The organism is Shewanella sp. T24-MNA-CIBAN-0130, assembly GCF_040310185.1.
Classification (GTDB): domain Bacteria; phylum Pseudomonadota; class Gammaproteobacteria; order Enterobacterales; family Shewanellaceae; genus Shewanella; species Shewanella psychromarinicola.
In genome coordinates this window covers 1-14566 of sequence record NZ_JBEOPP010000056.1, presented here as the reverse complement: position 1 = coordinate 14566, position 14566 = coordinate 1, and the positions used below count along the sequence as shown (strand labels likewise).

General features: G+C 42.7%; 11 protein-coding genes and 3 pseudogenes. 6 read left to right on the top strand and 8 right to left on the bottom strand.

The genetic code is table 11. The annotated features are described in order from the left end of the window. Positions 1-99: 99 nt before the first annotated feature. The 3 genes from AAEZ02_RS17875 to pdsO all read right to left on the bottom strand — a co-directional run bounded on the left by AAEZ02_RS17875 (position 100) and on the right by pdsO (position 3774). Positions 100-726 carry a class GN sortase gene (locus AAEZ02_RS17875; protein ID WP_351124279.1) on the bottom strand — a complete coding sequence of 209 codons (627 nt, stop codon included), beginning with the start codon at positions 724-726 and terminating at the stop codon, positions 100-102. A gap of 14 nt (positions 727-740) precedes the next feature. Beyond that, positions 741-2912 (bottom strand): marine proteobacterial sortase target protein, encoded by a 2172-nt coding sequence (locus AAEZ02_RS17870; protein WP_351089124.1) that lies wholly within the window; start codon positions 2910-2912, stop codon positions 741-743. A gap of 100 nt (positions 2913-3012) precedes the next feature. Continuing rightward, entirely contained in the window at positions 3013-3774 is a 762-nt protein-coding gene (gene pdsO / locus AAEZ02_RS17865) for a sortase-associated OmpA-like protein PdsO (protein ID WP_351124276.1), read from the bottom strand. A gap of 247 nt (positions 3775-4021) precedes the next feature. Here pdsO and pdsR point away from each other — a divergent pair, with 247 nt between their 5' ends. From pdsR to AAEZ02_RS17840, 5 genes are all read left to right on the top strand, one after another. Beyond that, positions 4022-4711, top strand: coding sequence for a proteobacterial dedicated sortase system response regulator (pdsR, locus tag AAEZ02_RS17860; protein WP_101031980.1), 690 nt, complete (start codon positions 4022-4024; stop codon positions 4709-4711). Positions 4712-4714: 3 nt separating this feature from the next. After that, positions 4715-6886, top strand: coding sequence for a proteobacterial dedicated sortase system histidine kinase (gene pdsS / locus AAEZ02_RS17855; RefSeq protein WP_351124273.1), 2172 nt, complete (start codon positions 4715-4717; stop codon positions 6884-6886). A gap of 165 nt (positions 6887-7051) precedes the next feature. After that, positions 7052-8242 carry a cystathionine beta-lyase gene (locus tag AAEZ02_RS17850; RefSeq protein ID WP_124011695.1) on the top strand — a complete coding sequence of 397 codons (1191 nt, stop codon included), beginning with the start codon at positions 7052-7054 and terminating at the stop codon, positions 8240-8242. 187 nt (positions 8243-8429) lie between these two features. Continuing rightward, positions 8430-8855, top strand: coding sequence for a hypothetical protein (locus AAEZ02_RS17845; protein WP_101031983.1), 426 nt, complete (start codon positions 8430-8432; stop codon positions 8853-8855). Between the two features lie 410 nt (positions 8856-9265). Next, positions 9266-9457: a hypothetical protein gene (locus AAEZ02_RS17840; RefSeq protein WP_351124270.1), complete on the top strand. Its 192-nt coding sequence runs from the start codon at positions 9266-9268 to the stop codon at positions 9455-9457. Positions 9458-9534: 77 nt separating this feature from the next. Here AAEZ02_RS17840 and AAEZ02_RS17835 read toward each other — a convergent pair whose 3' ends face one another. After that, positions 9535-10419, bottom strand: coding sequence for a hypothetical protein (locus tag AAEZ02_RS17835; RefSeq protein ID WP_351076095.1), 885 nt, complete (start codon positions 10417-10419; stop codon positions 9535-9537). Between the two features lie 372 nt (positions 10420-10791). After that, positions 10792-11079 (bottom strand): annotated as a pseudogene (locus AAEZ02_RS17830) (IS4 family transposase); the annotation flags it as partial. Here AAEZ02_RS17830 and AAEZ02_RS17825 point away from each other — a divergent pair. Then, positions 11080-11526 (top strand): annotated as a pseudogene (locus AAEZ02_RS17825) (transposase); the annotation flags it as partial. A gap of 358 nt (positions 11527-11884) precedes the next feature. Here the strand turns inward: AAEZ02_RS17825 and AAEZ02_RS17820 are convergent. From AAEZ02_RS17820 to AAEZ02_RS17810, 3 genes and pseudogenes are all read right to left on the bottom strand, one after another. After that, a complete protein-coding gene (locus AAEZ02_RS17820; RefSeq protein WP_124011698.1) occupies positions 11885-12151 on the bottom strand; it encodes a YihD family protein in 267 nt (88 codons plus the stop codon). Positions 12152-12926: 775 nt separating this feature from the next. Then, positions 12927-13235: pseudogene (locus AAEZ02_RS17815) on the bottom strand (transposase); the annotation flags it as partial. Between the two features lie 251 nt (positions 13236-13486). Next, a complete protein-coding gene (locus AAEZ02_RS17810) occupies positions 13487-14464 on the bottom strand; it encodes a transposase (protein ID WP_351124267.1) in 978 nt (325 codons plus the stop codon). Positions 14465-14566 lie beyond the last annotated feature (102 nt).

Below are 14566 nucleotides of genomic sequence, written 5' to 3'. Positions count from 1 at the left end.
ACATTTGGCTTCAACGCTAAAGACTTTCATGCCTCTGAACGTCCAAAACCGTCAAACTTTCCAGTCTCCACTATCAGCAAGTCATTAACCGCATTATCGTTAGCTGTATAACGGTTTTGCCTCCAAGGGTTTAGCTTCAACAATATATCGATATTCAGCATTACCGCTGAGTTGATCAAATGGATAACAGGTTATCAAGGTTAAGTGACTATCTGGCGTGGGGGCAAGCACCTCCATGTCGGTTTCATGTACTACTTGTGTCGCGGTTATTTGATATAACACCCGTTCGCCAGCAGTACTATAAAGCTCAATAATATCGCCTACTTTAACGTATTGTAAACGCATAAAATGGCTGTCACGATGGCCCGCAATGATCATATGTCCCTGATCCCCCAACGCCGCGCCGCCTAACATCAACCCAGGACCAAAGGCTAAATTGCGCCCAGATGCCCCCGCTAACACATATAAGTCACTCCCCAATGGTTGTAAACCATCGGTTTGTTGTTGCAACACGCGCATTTTAGCCACCGGGTGGGTGTCAGCCCAAGACCAAGGTTTATGCGGTTGATTATCCACCAAGGTTTTTTCAAATGCTCGCTCAATCAAAAATTGGGCAAAATGGGCCTTAGCTTGCATATAACCTCCCTGTATCAATAGTCCACAACCCAACACACTTGTCAGCACAATAACAATCCAGTGCTTGGCCGGTGATATTGTTCGCTGCATATTCTACCTCCAACTTACTCATTTGATTCAATCACTAACAATTGGCCCGGTAAGCATTGTCTTAACCATAAATAGTGCAGTAATCCTAAGCTCAGCAGGCTAAAACCAATTAATAACCATAACCGACTGCTGGTCCCCGTTTGTGGCAACACTTGCGAAGAAGACGGTGCAGCTTGTAAACCATGGGGCATATGAGGCTGCAATTTGACATCAATGGGGCTATCAATCAATGGATTCACCGGAGTGACATCCACTGCGACTAAACTCGTTTGGCTGGTCACTAAGTGATACAAGATCCCTAATGCTTCCACTTGTTTATTGACGCGGTCGCGGCTGGCATTGTCTTTATAAAGCTCAAGTGATGTTATTTGCGCATTTGCCCATAACAAATCAATGCCCTTAGCAGCTTGGTTATCTTCAAAATCAAGCTGTTGCTGCCAATACTGGCCATTAATATTGCCCGACACTATGATGGGTTGCTGCTGATGTGATGCTGATTTAATGCTTACCCAAAGCGGTTCGTTTTGATATAAATCGCTAATCGTCGTCGGCCAATAATCTGGCACGCTGCCATCAAGGTAGTGCAAGCCAATATTGGTCAACACCGGCTGCTCAATTTTATTCAGCAATTGCTCAATTTTTTGCTGCACTTCTGACTCATCACCAATGTAGGTAAATGTGCCACGTCCCATAGTCGCGGCTCGGCGCATAAAATCTGAATTTGGCGCCGAGCCAATACCCACCGTGAATAAGCGGCTGTCACCCAATTGATCGTTAATAAGCTGATACAACTCATGTTCGTTGCCAACAGCACCGTCGGTCATAAAAATCACTTGGCGCAACATATCACTGCGTATATCGGTTTGATTAGAATCTTGCTGCACACTATCCACCAGCGCGGTTTGAAGTGCACTGCGCATTTCGGTGCCACCATCAGCCTCTAATGCATAAATAAACCGCTTGGCTCGATCAATATTACGACTATTGGCTGGCAATGGTGTCGCTGACAACATGCTCACGTCACTATTAAATTCGATAATATTAAAGGTGTCGATATCACGCAGCCCCGCAAGCGCAAATGGCAACGCTTGTTTGGCTTGAGTGATTGACTGACCTAACATTGAACCTGAGGTATCGATCACCAAAATCAGTTCTCGAGCAATAAGATGTTGCTCACTGACCTCGACACTGGGCGGCATTAACATCACCAGCGAGTACAAACTGTTGTCGACGGGATGGGATTGTCCTTGCAATGGATCGGTGCCATTAACCTTGTTGATTTCAAAATAGCTTTTAACACCGGCTTCATCATGGGTTTTACCGGTTTGATAAAAGGTTGCCGCTTGCGGTAATGCGCCAACATTGGCTTGCCATTGCAACACAAAATCGCGGTCGGCAATTTGCTTACCAGCAAAACTCACACTGTATAGATGACCCTTGTTAGATTGTTTAATCGGATGATACAGACTGCTAAGGGATGTCAATTCAAAACCAGCATCAATGCTCACTTGCATATTGACCTGCGTATCGATCTGCGTGTTGGCCATTAATTCAGGCTGAGCTAGCAGCTCTGCACCATGATTATCTTGCGGGTTATAACGCGGGGTAATCGCTAATGGGAAACGTAAACTAAACACTCCATCGCTATATTCAACCTTTTGCTGATAACTGATCTCAACCACTAATTGTCCGTGCGGCGCTAAGTTAGCCACCTCTGATATAAACAAGTTACGTCGCTGTTGCTGTAACAAGCTAGCCTGTTTGCCTTGCTTTTTGGCGGTTTCAAAAGTGTGTAACGCTTGTTTTTTAGGTTGGATTTGTCCGCTAATGACTTTGTCACCGATGCGTAACGCCATGCTATCGACTGCTGCCGTTTCAGGTAACGGAAATAAATAGCGCCCATTAACCCATAGATCCGAGTCATTAAAAAAAACTTGTTTAACCGTGACTCGATTAAGTAAGCCCGATACTTTCATACTGACTTGCGTGTCCAAAGCCAAGGCTTGTATCACCTGGCCTTGTTGAAAATACACTAAGCTGCCTTGGGTGATATCGTCATCTTGATATCCTGCCGGTGATGCATGCACAGTTGTAAAACTGGCATTAACAACAATAAATAGACATAAGTACAGCAACTTACCGACATGATGTACTGACAAACGTGTTACAAAAAAAAACGGCTGCATAGCGGATCCTTACCCATAGGCTGCAACACCATTGTTTGCGCCTATGGGTCATATTCAAAACAACAAAGAAAATTGACTGGGTATTTAACTCGTGGTGAGTTTAATTTGCGGTTAATTCAGCACCCGGCGCCATTAACTTGATCGTGACGCGACGATCAAAAAAGTCATTTTCAAAATTTTGTTGTTGGTGCATTGGCAAACTAGCACCATAAGCTTGTCCGTGCAGACGTTGCCGTTCAATGCCCTGTGCAACCAAATATTGAGTTACTTCAGCCAAACGCTGTTCAGACAAAGCTTGGTTAAAATCATTATCGCCACGGCGGTCGGCATAACCGGTTAAATCAATGGTCAGTTCTGGTGACAAGTTCATCATGTAAGCCACATTATCTAACTGCTGCTCGAATAACGGTTCAATATGGCTCGATCCTGTCTTAAACTGCACATGCATCCCAATAGTTAACTCATTAAGTGTTCGTTGTTGATTGGCTTTTTGTTCTGCTAAGCTCGACTGTAATTGGTAGTATTTATCTGACACCTGCTCCAATGTTTGCTGTTTAGTGTTGAGTGCTATTAATTGCTCGTTGGTTTGAGCCAACTGTTGATTTTTCGCCACTAACTGTTGTTTTTGTTGGGCTAATTCGGCATCGTCTCCAACCGTTTTACCAATAAATGTGCCAGTTAATGCACCAATAAAGGCACCTACAGGGCCGCCAATCACAGCACCCAGTACAATCCCAGAACTTAACCCCACCAGTTCTTCAGTGTGTTCACGTTCAGCAGAAATGTCAGCGTCATTCGCCCAGCTCATATTTGAAACCATCATAGTGCTGATCATTGTTGCGGCAATAAGTTGCTTTTTCATAAAGAATCCCTTTTAGCGGTAGTTTAAAAATGAATGTCATCATCAATACATGAGTTAATGTGTGGCTGATTAACTCTATGTCGCTATTAAACACCCCATACATGGCTTTATTTGGGTTCAAAAATGGCAATGTGGCGATCAAATGTGGCAACAATATGGCAATTGCCGCTGACGGCATTTTTGGTCGATAAAATCCTGTATAGTCAGCACTGTATCCATTTACCAGCTTATTGATTGAAATCAACTCATGAAACGAATTGCCATTGTTGAAGACGAAACCGCTATCCGCGAAAATTACAAAGATGTCCTGCAACTGCAAGGGTATAGCGTGCAAGCCTATGCAAATCGGCCAGCAGCCATGCTCGCCTTTAATGCACGTTTACCAGACTTAGCCATTATTGATATTGGTTTAGAGCATGAAATTGACGGCGGTTTTACCCTATGCCAAGCATTACGCGCGATGTCGAGCAGCTTACCGATTATCTTTTTAACCGCCAGAGACAGTGATTTTGACACCGTTTGCGGCCTACGTTTAGGCGCCGACGACTACTTATCAAAAGAGGTCAGCTTCCCTCATTTAATGGCCCGTATTGCAGCCCTATTTCGCCGTTCTGAATTGATCGGTTCAAGCCTAGTTGAAGACAACTTACTCGAGCGCGGTCACCTCACCATTGATGGCAACCGTATTCAGGTATATTGGAAGTCGCAACCGATAGAACTGACGGTCACCGAATTTTGGATGGTTCACGCAATGGCAAAACACCCAGGCCATGTGCGTAGCCGGCAAGATTTAATGCAAGAAGCCAAAATTTACGTCGACGACAGCACCATTACCTCACACGTTAAACGCATTCGAAAAAAGTTTATCGCCATCGACCCTGAGTTTGACTGTATCGATACCGTTTATGGCATGGGTTACCGCTGGGACAATATCTAACAGATGAATTTACCGATAGGGCTGCGTGCCAAAGTCGTCATTTTATCGCTGTTTTTACTCTGCCTACCATGGCTTGGGTATGAATATGTATGGGAAATGGAAAAGTACCTCCGTTATGGTCAAGAAAAAACCCTCGAAGGCACCACCCAAGCCCTTGCGACTGCCCTGCATGAACGGCCTAAGTTATTTGACAACCAAGCCAGCTTTTTAAACCAAGTTGAAAAAGGTCGCGACTTATATGCCTACCCTCTCGCAGGTCCTATTCAACTCGATGGCAAACTAACTGACTGGGATTTATATCAACATCGCACCCTTAACTACTCTGATGAACATGTTATTTATCAACATAATGAAGCCGACCCTATTGAGATTAATTTTACTCACATGGTGGGAAAATATGGCGGTTATCTCTATGGATTTTTTAACGTCAGTGACCAAAGCCTGATTTTTCGTAGTCGTAATAGTTTGCGGATTGATAGAAATGATCACTTAGTGATGGCAACTCAATCACCCGATGGCCAGTTCAGACGCTATATCATTGCCAATAGTAAAAGTGGTTGGCTAAGCGCATTTGAATTACCCGCCGATCCCAGCCAATCGATGCCCGTCAGCCCAGAAGTCCGCATTCAAGGCCAATGGCTAACAACAAACAAAGGTTACAATATCGAATTTAGACTGCCACTCGATATGGTTGGCAGTAAATTAGGGTTTGCGATTCATAATGTTAACGATGCTAACACCCGTCAACTGGTCAATGTTATTGGCACATCCGCCACCGATTCAGTCGCCAGTTTAGGCACGGTATTAGTGCCCTCTCCTGAAATTGAAAAAATCATTAAAGGCATGAGCCATAACAGCTCACGGATCTGGGTGGTCGACAATCATGGCCGCGTATTGGCAAAATCGGGCGATATTCGTTCATCATCTAACACCTGGGCCGATGACCTTAACGTCAATCAACCAGACTCACTTTGGCTGCATTTTAAACAGCAATACATATTGCCGCTGTACTACAAAATATTGACTCGTCCACCGCAAAATTTTATTGATTCACTGCAAGACTCAACCGAGCTCACTGGTAGCCACATTGAAAAAGCCTTAAGCGGTAAACAAGGCTCAACATGGCGCCTAACCCCAGACAATAAAGCCGTGGTACTGGCGGCGGCTAGTCCTATCTGGATTGACGATAAAGTGATGGGAGTGGTGATAGCAGAAGAAACCACACACGGTATTCGTAGTTTACGTAATCGCGCGCTGGAAAAGCTGTTTAACGTCATTTTGACCGTGATGAGTATGGGCACATTAGCCTTGTTTATCTTTGCCTCGAGCATTTCAAGCCGCATTCGTCGTCTGCGCGACCAGGCCGAATTAGCTATCGACAGCCAAGGCCGAGTAAGACAACAAATTGTGGCATCAAAGAACCGCGATGAAATTGGCGACTTGTCACGCAGCTTTTCAAGTATTGTCAGCCGCTTAGGTCAATACACTCATTATTTAGAAAACATGTCGTCACGCTTGTCACACGAACTGCGCACCCCCGTTGCCGTAGTACGTAGCTCGCTTGAACATTTAGGCTTGCAGCAACTTGACGAGCAATCACAAAAGTACGTTAATCGTGCGCAAGAAGGCGTCAGCCGATTGCACCTTATTTTAAATAATTTAAGTGAAGCAACCCGTCTAGAAGCCAGTTTAACTCAAGCAGAAAATTGTCGTTTTTCATTAAAAAAAGTCATCAGCGGTTGCATCCAAGGTTATCAGATCACTTACCCAGACCAACGCTTTAGCGTCCACATTGAAGATAAAGCCATGTTTTGCGATGGCGTAGCTGAATACATTGCCCAATTAATGGATAAACTGATCAACAACGCGATTGAGTTTCACCAACCCGATAGCGCCATCACCGTCAGTCTGAGCCAATATCAAAAACAAGCGATATTAAAAGTCAGTAATATTGGCCCTTTACTGCCCAAAGACATGAACAGCCAAATTTTTGAATCTATGGTGTCAATCAGACCTCAAGGCATTAATGGCAAGCCCCATTTAGGCTTAGGACTGTATATTGCGAGATTGGTAACCGACTTCCATCATGGCACCATTAAAGCAACCAACATCATAGAGGATGGCATCGAAGGGGTCGAAATGTGCCTCAGTTTACCGCTAAGTGATGAAAAATAATCAACCTCAGCATTTAGGCGCTATTAAATGTGCTCGTTGGTGCTAGGATGACAATCAATCGCAAACCGCTCACCGCAGCGCATTTATCCATGTCATTGATATTTGGTTAATAAATATTAGCTAAAGCACATACCATAGACGCTGCTAAAAAATGGAAATAACAATATGAGTAAAGACGATAAATTAGCGACCAAAATTGTTAGCCTAGGTCGTGATAAAAAATTCACTAAAGGCATTATTAACCCACCGGTTTTTCGTGCCTCTACCGTGGTGTTTGACACGATGGACGAGATGCGCTTTGCGATTAAAAACAAAACCAATGGCGAAATGTTTTATGGTCGTCGTGGTACCCCAACCCACTTTTCGTTTCAACAAGCCATAAGCGAACTTGAAGGCGGCGCAGGCACCGCTTTGTACCCTTCTGGTACAGCCGCTATTAGCAGCGCATTATTATCATTCTTAAAAAGTGGCGACCACTTATTAATGGCTGACACGGCTTACGAACCCACTCGCGATTTATGCAACAAAATGCTGGCAGGGTTTGGCATCGAAACCACCTATTACGACCCCATGATTGGCGAAGGCATTAGTGATTTAATCCGCCCAAATACCAAAGTATTATTTCTAGAATCACCGGGCTCAATCACCATGGAAGTGCAAGATGTGCCTACGCTCAGCCGCATCGCCCACCAACATAATATTATTGTGATGCTAGACAATACCTGGGCATCACCGATTAACTCTCGCCCATTTGATATGGGTGTCGACATCTCCATTCAAGCAGCCACCAAGTATATTGTTGGCCATTCCGATGTGATGATGGGCACCGCCACAGCCAATGAACAATACTGGCCACAGCTACGTGAAAACAGTTATGTAATGGGCCAAACCACCTCACCTGATGACGTCTATTTAGCCGCTCGCGGTTTACGTACCTTAGGGGTTCGTATGGCACAGCATGATAAAAATGCCCTAAAAGTGGCAAACTGGTTGGCCTCTCGCCCAGAAGTGGATCACGTGCGTCACCCTGCGTTTGATACTTGTCCTGGCCACGCGTTTTTTAAGCGCGACTTTAGTGGTGGCAATGGCCTATTCTCATTTGTGCTAAAACAAGGCGACTTAGCGTCAGTGACTGCTTTTGTTGAAAATATGGACCATTTTAAAATGGGCTTTTCATGGGGCGGTTTCGAAAGCTTAATTTTAGGCATATTCGGCATTAACAAGATTCGCACCGCCACCCAATGGGATAGTAGCAAACCCTTGATAAGACTGCATATTGGGCTAGAAGATGCCGACGACTTGATTGCCGATTTAGACGCTGCATTTGACCGCTATAATGCAGTAATTAATCTGTAGCTTAAGTTTCGAGATAATAGTTTTGGGATGATAGCGTCGAGATAATAGCGTCGAGATAATAGCGTCGAGATAATAAGCGCTTATCAAACAGTCTATTATCCTGCTAACCTACTGTATTGATAGTGTATTGATAGTGTATAAATAACGACAACAATATCTTATGGAATGTGGGTGTTAAAGGAATTAAATGAATTTTATCAAATTAGTACTATTTAGTCTGTGTATTAGCATTGGCTACTATGCGTTGACTATATTGGCAATAGGCCAGTCCGCTGCCGGCAACTTATTATGGTGGTTAAATAGCAGTCAATATCCTACCGCAATGCACTTAGCGCAAAACTTTGTTGGCATTGGCCTAGCCGCGTTAATTCCAACCTTTGTGGTGCGCAGCTATGAGCCTGCAAGACAATGGATTGCCATCACAATTATGATTGTAGCCACGATGTTTTTGCACGGCAATAGCCATTACATGCCATGGGATCCTATGGGCATTGTAAGATTTGTTAACAACACACTGTTTTATGGTGATATCGGCGCCAAAGCATTGTTTTTCTATATCTTACTGCTGCCTATATTGTGGTTGTTATTGCTTAAGCGTATGGCGCGGATCTAGCCTCTGCCGAGTCAATACACAGTAACTAGCTGTAGCCGGTAAGTATGATCATTACTCTAGAGCCCTGAGTCGTTGCGATTCTGGGCTTTTTTATTGTCGGTTATCGATTGTTGATTGTTGATTGTCTGTATCGGGCTAAAAAAAACAGAATGACAATGTTTGCGCGCAATCGCTATAATTAGGTGTCAAAAACCTCTCACCCAATCACAGAACCAATCTCTGAACCAAATGTATAAGCAATAGCGACTCAACAGAACATGGTCATCATCAAGTGAAATATAATCCCCCTCAGCTCGGTCTATTAAGCACCCAATAGTCATTTAGCCGAAGTGAATCAGTATGTGCAGTTCACCCAAAACCAATCTAGCTGCTGCTACGCCAAAAGTGCCCTTTCGCAGCTTTTGGCCAGCATGACATTAACGCAGAGACAACATTTTGCACAAGTCGCTAACCGCGCCGATGACCGACGTCAAATAAGAGAAGATAGACTAAAAGGTCAACACAATATGCCAGAGGCTAAACCTGTAAGCGTGACCGGACATAACAACAACTCATTCATCAATAAGTTGATTCATTTTTGTCAGCAACACTTAGTGGTGTGACGGCAAGCTTGCCGAGCTTTTTTGATGAAGATAGGATAAAAAAGATAAAGGAAGGGTGAAAATAAAGTTTTACTACATTACTCCTCTAATACTGAAATAAATATCCGCTCAGCATTCCACAGCTCGATTATTTTGCGCGTCTTCTTGGCATTCCAAAAACATTTACCAAATACAATAATCCCAGCGCCTTCCAGTTGTCTTGGTTCGGATATGTTAAATTGGGATAATATTGTTGATTTATGTTTAGACAAAGGTATGCCTACATCGTTGCAATCAGATGGGTTTAACCAATCGAGCTCTTTGTCTAGATGGGAAATGGTGCCCCAGTACATTTTAGGTTTAGCCTGTTTTACGCTGTCACTGGGTTCGGCATCGGCAAAGTTAACAAACAAATTTTTGGCTTTGAATGTATAACCAGCATCAAGCTCAATCAAGGTACTAGACTGGGCTAAATCGCTACCCCGCATTAGGCTGTTGAGTATTTTTTCTAAGCCTAACCTCTTGATATTACTTTTCGGTTTTTCTTCAGCGTCTATTCGACTGCTAATGTCAGGCTTAGGATTTACTTTAGGATTGAGTACTGAGGCAGTGGTTTGCTCAGCGGTGCTTTTCTTATAGGTGCTTAGCTTATCTTTAGATTTTTTGATTGCCTTTGATAATAGGAAATCAATACTAATAATATCAGCGCCCGCAATAATTTGATTCACTTCAAGACTATGGCTAACTTCCCGCTCCCGCTGCGTTGATGGCGAGCCTTCATCGCATCCTACAATATGATATCGAGAACCAAAACACGCCGCTTTACCGTTTGAGCTTCTCTTACGATAATACGCTTTGCCTTTGCACTCAGGGCATTCTAAAAATTGCCTAAATTGTTCAATTTCTATTTCGGGTAACGCCTGAAATTTCAAAATTGAGAAAGTGTGCCTTTCATCACCATAAGTACAAACTGCATCAATCATTTAATATCCACATTTCCTGTAATAAACTATCTATAAAAACTAGCCATAAAAAAACCTTTAAGCCCAACTGAACCATACCAAGTTATGAATAAAATGACTACTTTGCAATAGCGCTAACCGCTGTCGACAGACATGATCAATTAAATCACTTTTAAACGCGTTTTTTTGGAAATAAACGAGTTTAAGCTAACCTTTTAACATGATGATTTGTATTGGGAAAAAATGCCAATCTGATATGTACTAACCCTGTCAGTAACAGCAGATGAAATGTCATTACTTTTGTCAGTTTTGGGAATAATGATAGGCCTTTATGACTATCAGATTAAGGGCTGGAAATAAAGTCTACCCTGACCCTGAGGGATCCCCACGAATTTAACAGCATGTTTGTGGATCCTTGATTAAATCTTGTAGCGTCTTGATCCCTGTTAGCCAGTGAGACTTCAGCTGCTTCAAATGCCTATCTCTGTAGGCTCTTATTCCTATAAATTGGTTTGATAAAACATTACGATGTTTGATCGAATTCGCTTGGTATTACCTATGCTTATCAGCCGCTTTGACTGCCAATCCTAGCAGGTACAACATAAATTGAGATAGACAGGCGATGAGTAGTAGAACGCTTAGTTTATGCATAATCCTTGAGCCACTCTCATTCATTTTTAGTGGGTGGCAGACTGCCAGCATGTGGGCAAAGACTTACCAGCGCTACAATAGCTATCGCGCTACCTTTATCGCGGCATACTTCCCGACAAAAACATCATTAGTAATGTCGATGGACAAGTCAGCTTTGAGTATCAAGACATCAAACTAAGTCTACAAAAATACGCACTTTACCTACCACTGAATTTCTATGGTTAGTGCTCCAACCTGCTTTACCTAAGGGATTACGACGAGTGCGGGACTATTGTAACAAACAGTGGATTGTTCAGAGGTATCGCCAAGAAGCTCAGGTTACAGATACAGCTTATGTTGGCGATTGCTGGTGCGACATTTCCAATATTGACCGAGGTAAAGCGCAGATTAGCGACACGCAGTTGTCCATGTTGCCATCAATCTATGCGCTTTATGGGCATACACAAACGACCAACACAGTTAATACTCATCACCTAACACTGAAAATGATGGCTTAGGAAATGACTTAACGGATACTAAGGAGAAATTAGCTCAATACACTGATCTTTATATTCTTTAAATGATTAGCAATAGTGCTAAGGGGACGTGCTGGCTCAAGAAAAAAAGCCCAATAACTGTCACTTCAAACAGAACGTAATCTCGATCTGTTATTTACTTAATAAAGAGTAACATCGCAAGTGTTCGAGCTTGTTCAACACTTGCGATAAGGACACGGCTTCGCGCGGCCTATCCTTATTTGTATGAATCATTAATATAGTGGATAACTACATAAGATTGGCCACTTAACTACACGCCTCAAATTTACAGTGTAATATTGCTATAAAAGTGTAACTTTTTATTCAATTATACCTCTAGCCTTGAGTAAGGCCGTTTTGAAGTCATCCACTTGATCTTTTGCTAGCCCTGGAATCATTTCATCTTTTGGGCTGTTGCGCATTTTTAAGTGATAGATGAGAACATCATCTGTTAGTTTTTCGATAGCATCTTTATATCCAGCTTCTTTGGATAGTTTAATAATGAATTGCATTAAGCTCAGATCCGAATCTTTTTGCCATTCAGGATGCATTAACTCGATAAGTTCATCAACACGGTGACACTTCATAAGACTCTCCGTTTTTAATTCATTATCTAAAGTATCAAATTTCGAGAAAAACACCTAGGAAAGGTTTTGTAATAAATAACGACAGCCTATTAACAATTATGTTCTTGTTATTTATTGTTTAATAGCTTGTTCTGCAAGGATTAATAGACCATAAGTAAATACATAGCCATATATGGCCATGTTTCAAATAGGAAACCAACGGCTGTTCCCTCTTGGAACTCCCAGCCGCACCGCAACATTTTCAAACAGCGAAAACGTCGCCACGGGGATTTATTAGCTTTTGACTTCATCTGTAACCGTCTTCGGCCTTATTCGAAAATGCTAACACTTCCGATGGTACATCCTGTACCGCGAAAGCTAGCGGGCATCTGATAGACGGGATGTCTGAATGCCTTGAAGCACATGGATGTGCGGGAAAGGCCATGGCCAGCTCACGCTATTTTCTTCAACGGCCTCAAGTTCAGAGTTGAGTTTCACCATTTTCAAGTAAGGCTAACTCGTTGTTGGACAAAAGCTTCTTAGAGTTAATGTTCAAAACTCTATCGTTCACATTACGGTAAGTATGGCTAAGTTGCAAAATACCAGGAAGACAGTTGTGGTTAGCCTCTAATTAAGTAGCCAGCTTAACTAGACCACTTGTATGTTGAATCTTTGGATGATTTAACAAATTAGCACTCGATGGCCAATCCATCAGTAATATGGTCGATTTAAAAGAGCAGAAAAGCTTGATATCAATCAAGTGGAAGATGGTTTTGTGGGATTAAGTAATTGTTGCTTAGGCACACAACCAGCGTTGGCAGTTGGCTACGCCTTGTCGTCGTTTTCGGTCTAAATGTTCGCAATATTCTGTTAATGCAGGCAAAGCCCCTACCGCACCTTTGAATAATACCCCAAACTCTGTGGTGATTTTTAACCAGTTTTCAGCAGGAATATTCAGTCTATTAAGAATAGCTTGGCTACTTGCACAAATGGCACCCCGTTTATCCTCTCGAATAATTCGCCCGGTATCTTCCACCAACACAATATAGTCTTTAACACTGAACATCAGGCCTTTAGGCATGTTTAAACGCTCATTCCCCAAAAAAACGAAGCCACCAAAAAAACGAAGCCACCAAAAAAACGAAGCCACCCATTTTTGAACAAATAACATAACTCGTTTTCATGGCTTTGGCGAGAGGTATACTCGATGTACTCAACTCACCTATTTCTATCGATATGACTAAAACATTAGCGATAAAAAACTCGTTTACTTGTCTTTTTCGAAATTAGGCACAGCAGGAAAACTTGATAGTCATCAAGTGTAAGGTGAATTGTAATTTGATTGGGGATTGTGACTTAAGCGCACAGCCAGCGCTGACAATTTGCAGCGCCTTGTCGTCGTTTTCGCTCTAAATGCTCACAGTATTCGGTTAAGGCAGGTAATGCTCCGACAGCTCCTTTAAATAATGTGCCGAACTCTGTGGTGATTTTAAGCCAATTCTCTGCTGGGATGTTGAGTCTATTCAGTATGTCCTGACTGCTTGAGCTAATGGCACCACGTTTATCTTCTCGAATAATCCGACCAGTATCTTCAACTAAGACGATGTAGTCTTTTACACTGAACATGAGCCCGTTAGGCATATTGAGTCGCTCATTACCCACAAACGGTAATAACTCAGGTGGTTGCTCGCCTTTCATTGCTGAATTTATACGGCGCTGAATACTGGTGTAATCTGAGATTTCAGGTGTGGCGGCCATCTTCGCTCTAACAGGGTTTAAATCAACGTAGGCCATACAGGCTAATACTGCGGCTTCATCAAGCAGAGCTTGAGATTTGAAACGACCTTCCCAGAATCTACCTGTACACTTATCTTCTTTGTTGGCCATTCTGGCGATGGGCTCACTGAGTGAACGCATAAACCAACTGATATCAATTAAGCGCTTACGGTATTCGGTAATGCATTCATTAACCGTTTGAAGCTCAAACTGGTTAAGGTCTTCCTCTTTAAGGTATTTGTGCGTAAGTAACGTGCCCTTAAAGCCTTTGTGCCATTGAGTTAGCACGTCTTTATCTGACCACTGTTTTACTTTGTCAGCATCGATTTTCAACACTACATGCAAATGGTTACTCATCACGACATAAGCACAGATATCAATAGCAAAGATGGTCGCTAACTCAAGAATGCGTGAATCAACCCACTCACGCCGATGCTCAAAGTTCTCACCAGTGGATTTATCAAAACCACATAAAAATGCCTTACGCACCACACGCGAACAACAGTGATAGTAAGGCGTATCTTCTAAACTCACGAGGATTTGTCTTGGTCTGGCCATCTTTAATTACCGTTTGGAAAGGGTAAATAAAGCGTAGTTGAGCGCTCAATATTTAGCCAATAATCTTGGGTGTCTTGATTATTAGCTGGGTGTCTTGATTAT

Excerpts from the sequence above, each read along its gene's own strand:
- AAEZ02_RS17810 (WP_351124267.1), bottom strand. The coding sequence starts at position 14,464 with ATGGCCAGACCAAGACAAATCCTCGTGAGTTTAGAAGATACGCCTTAC.
- pdsR (WP_101031980.1), top strand. The coding sequence starts at position 4,022 with ATGAAACGAATTGCCATTGTTGAAGACGAAACCGCTATCCGCGAAAAT.
- pdsO (WP_351124276.1), bottom strand. The coding sequence starts at position 3,774 with ATGAAAAAGCAACTTATTGCCGCAACAATGATCAGCACTATGATGGTT.
- pdsS (WP_351124273.1), top strand. The coding sequence starts at position 4,715 with ATGAATTTACCGATAGGGCTGCGTGCCAAAGTCGTCATTTTATCGCTG.
- AAEZ02_RS17835 (WP_351076095.1), bottom strand. The coding sequence starts at position 10,419 with ATGATTGATGCAGTTTGTACTTATGGTGATGAAAGGCACACTTTCTCA.
- AAEZ02_RS17820 (WP_124011698.1), bottom strand. The coding sequence starts at position 12,151 with ATGAAGTGTCACCGTGTTGATGAACTTATCGAGTTAATGCATCCTGAA.
- AAEZ02_RS17850 (WP_124011695.1), top strand. The coding sequence starts at position 7,052 with ATGAGTAAAGACGATAAATTAGCGACCAAAATTGTTAGCCTAGGTCGT.
- AAEZ02_RS17845 (WP_101031983.1), top strand. The coding sequence starts at position 8,430 with ATGAATTTTATCAAATTAGTACTATTTAGTCTGTGTATTAGCATTGGC.
- AAEZ02_RS17840 (WP_351124270.1), top strand. The coding sequence starts at position 9,266 with ATGACATTAACGCAGAGACAACATTTTGCACAAGTCGCTAACCGCGCC.
- AAEZ02_RS17875 (WP_351124279.1), bottom strand. The coding sequence starts at position 726 with ATGCAGCGAACAATATCACCGGCCAAGCACTGGATTGTTATTGTGCTG.
- AAEZ02_RS17870 (WP_351089124.1), bottom strand. The coding sequence starts at position 2,912 with ATGCAGCCGTTTTTTTTTGTAACACGTTTGTCAGTACATCATGTCGGT.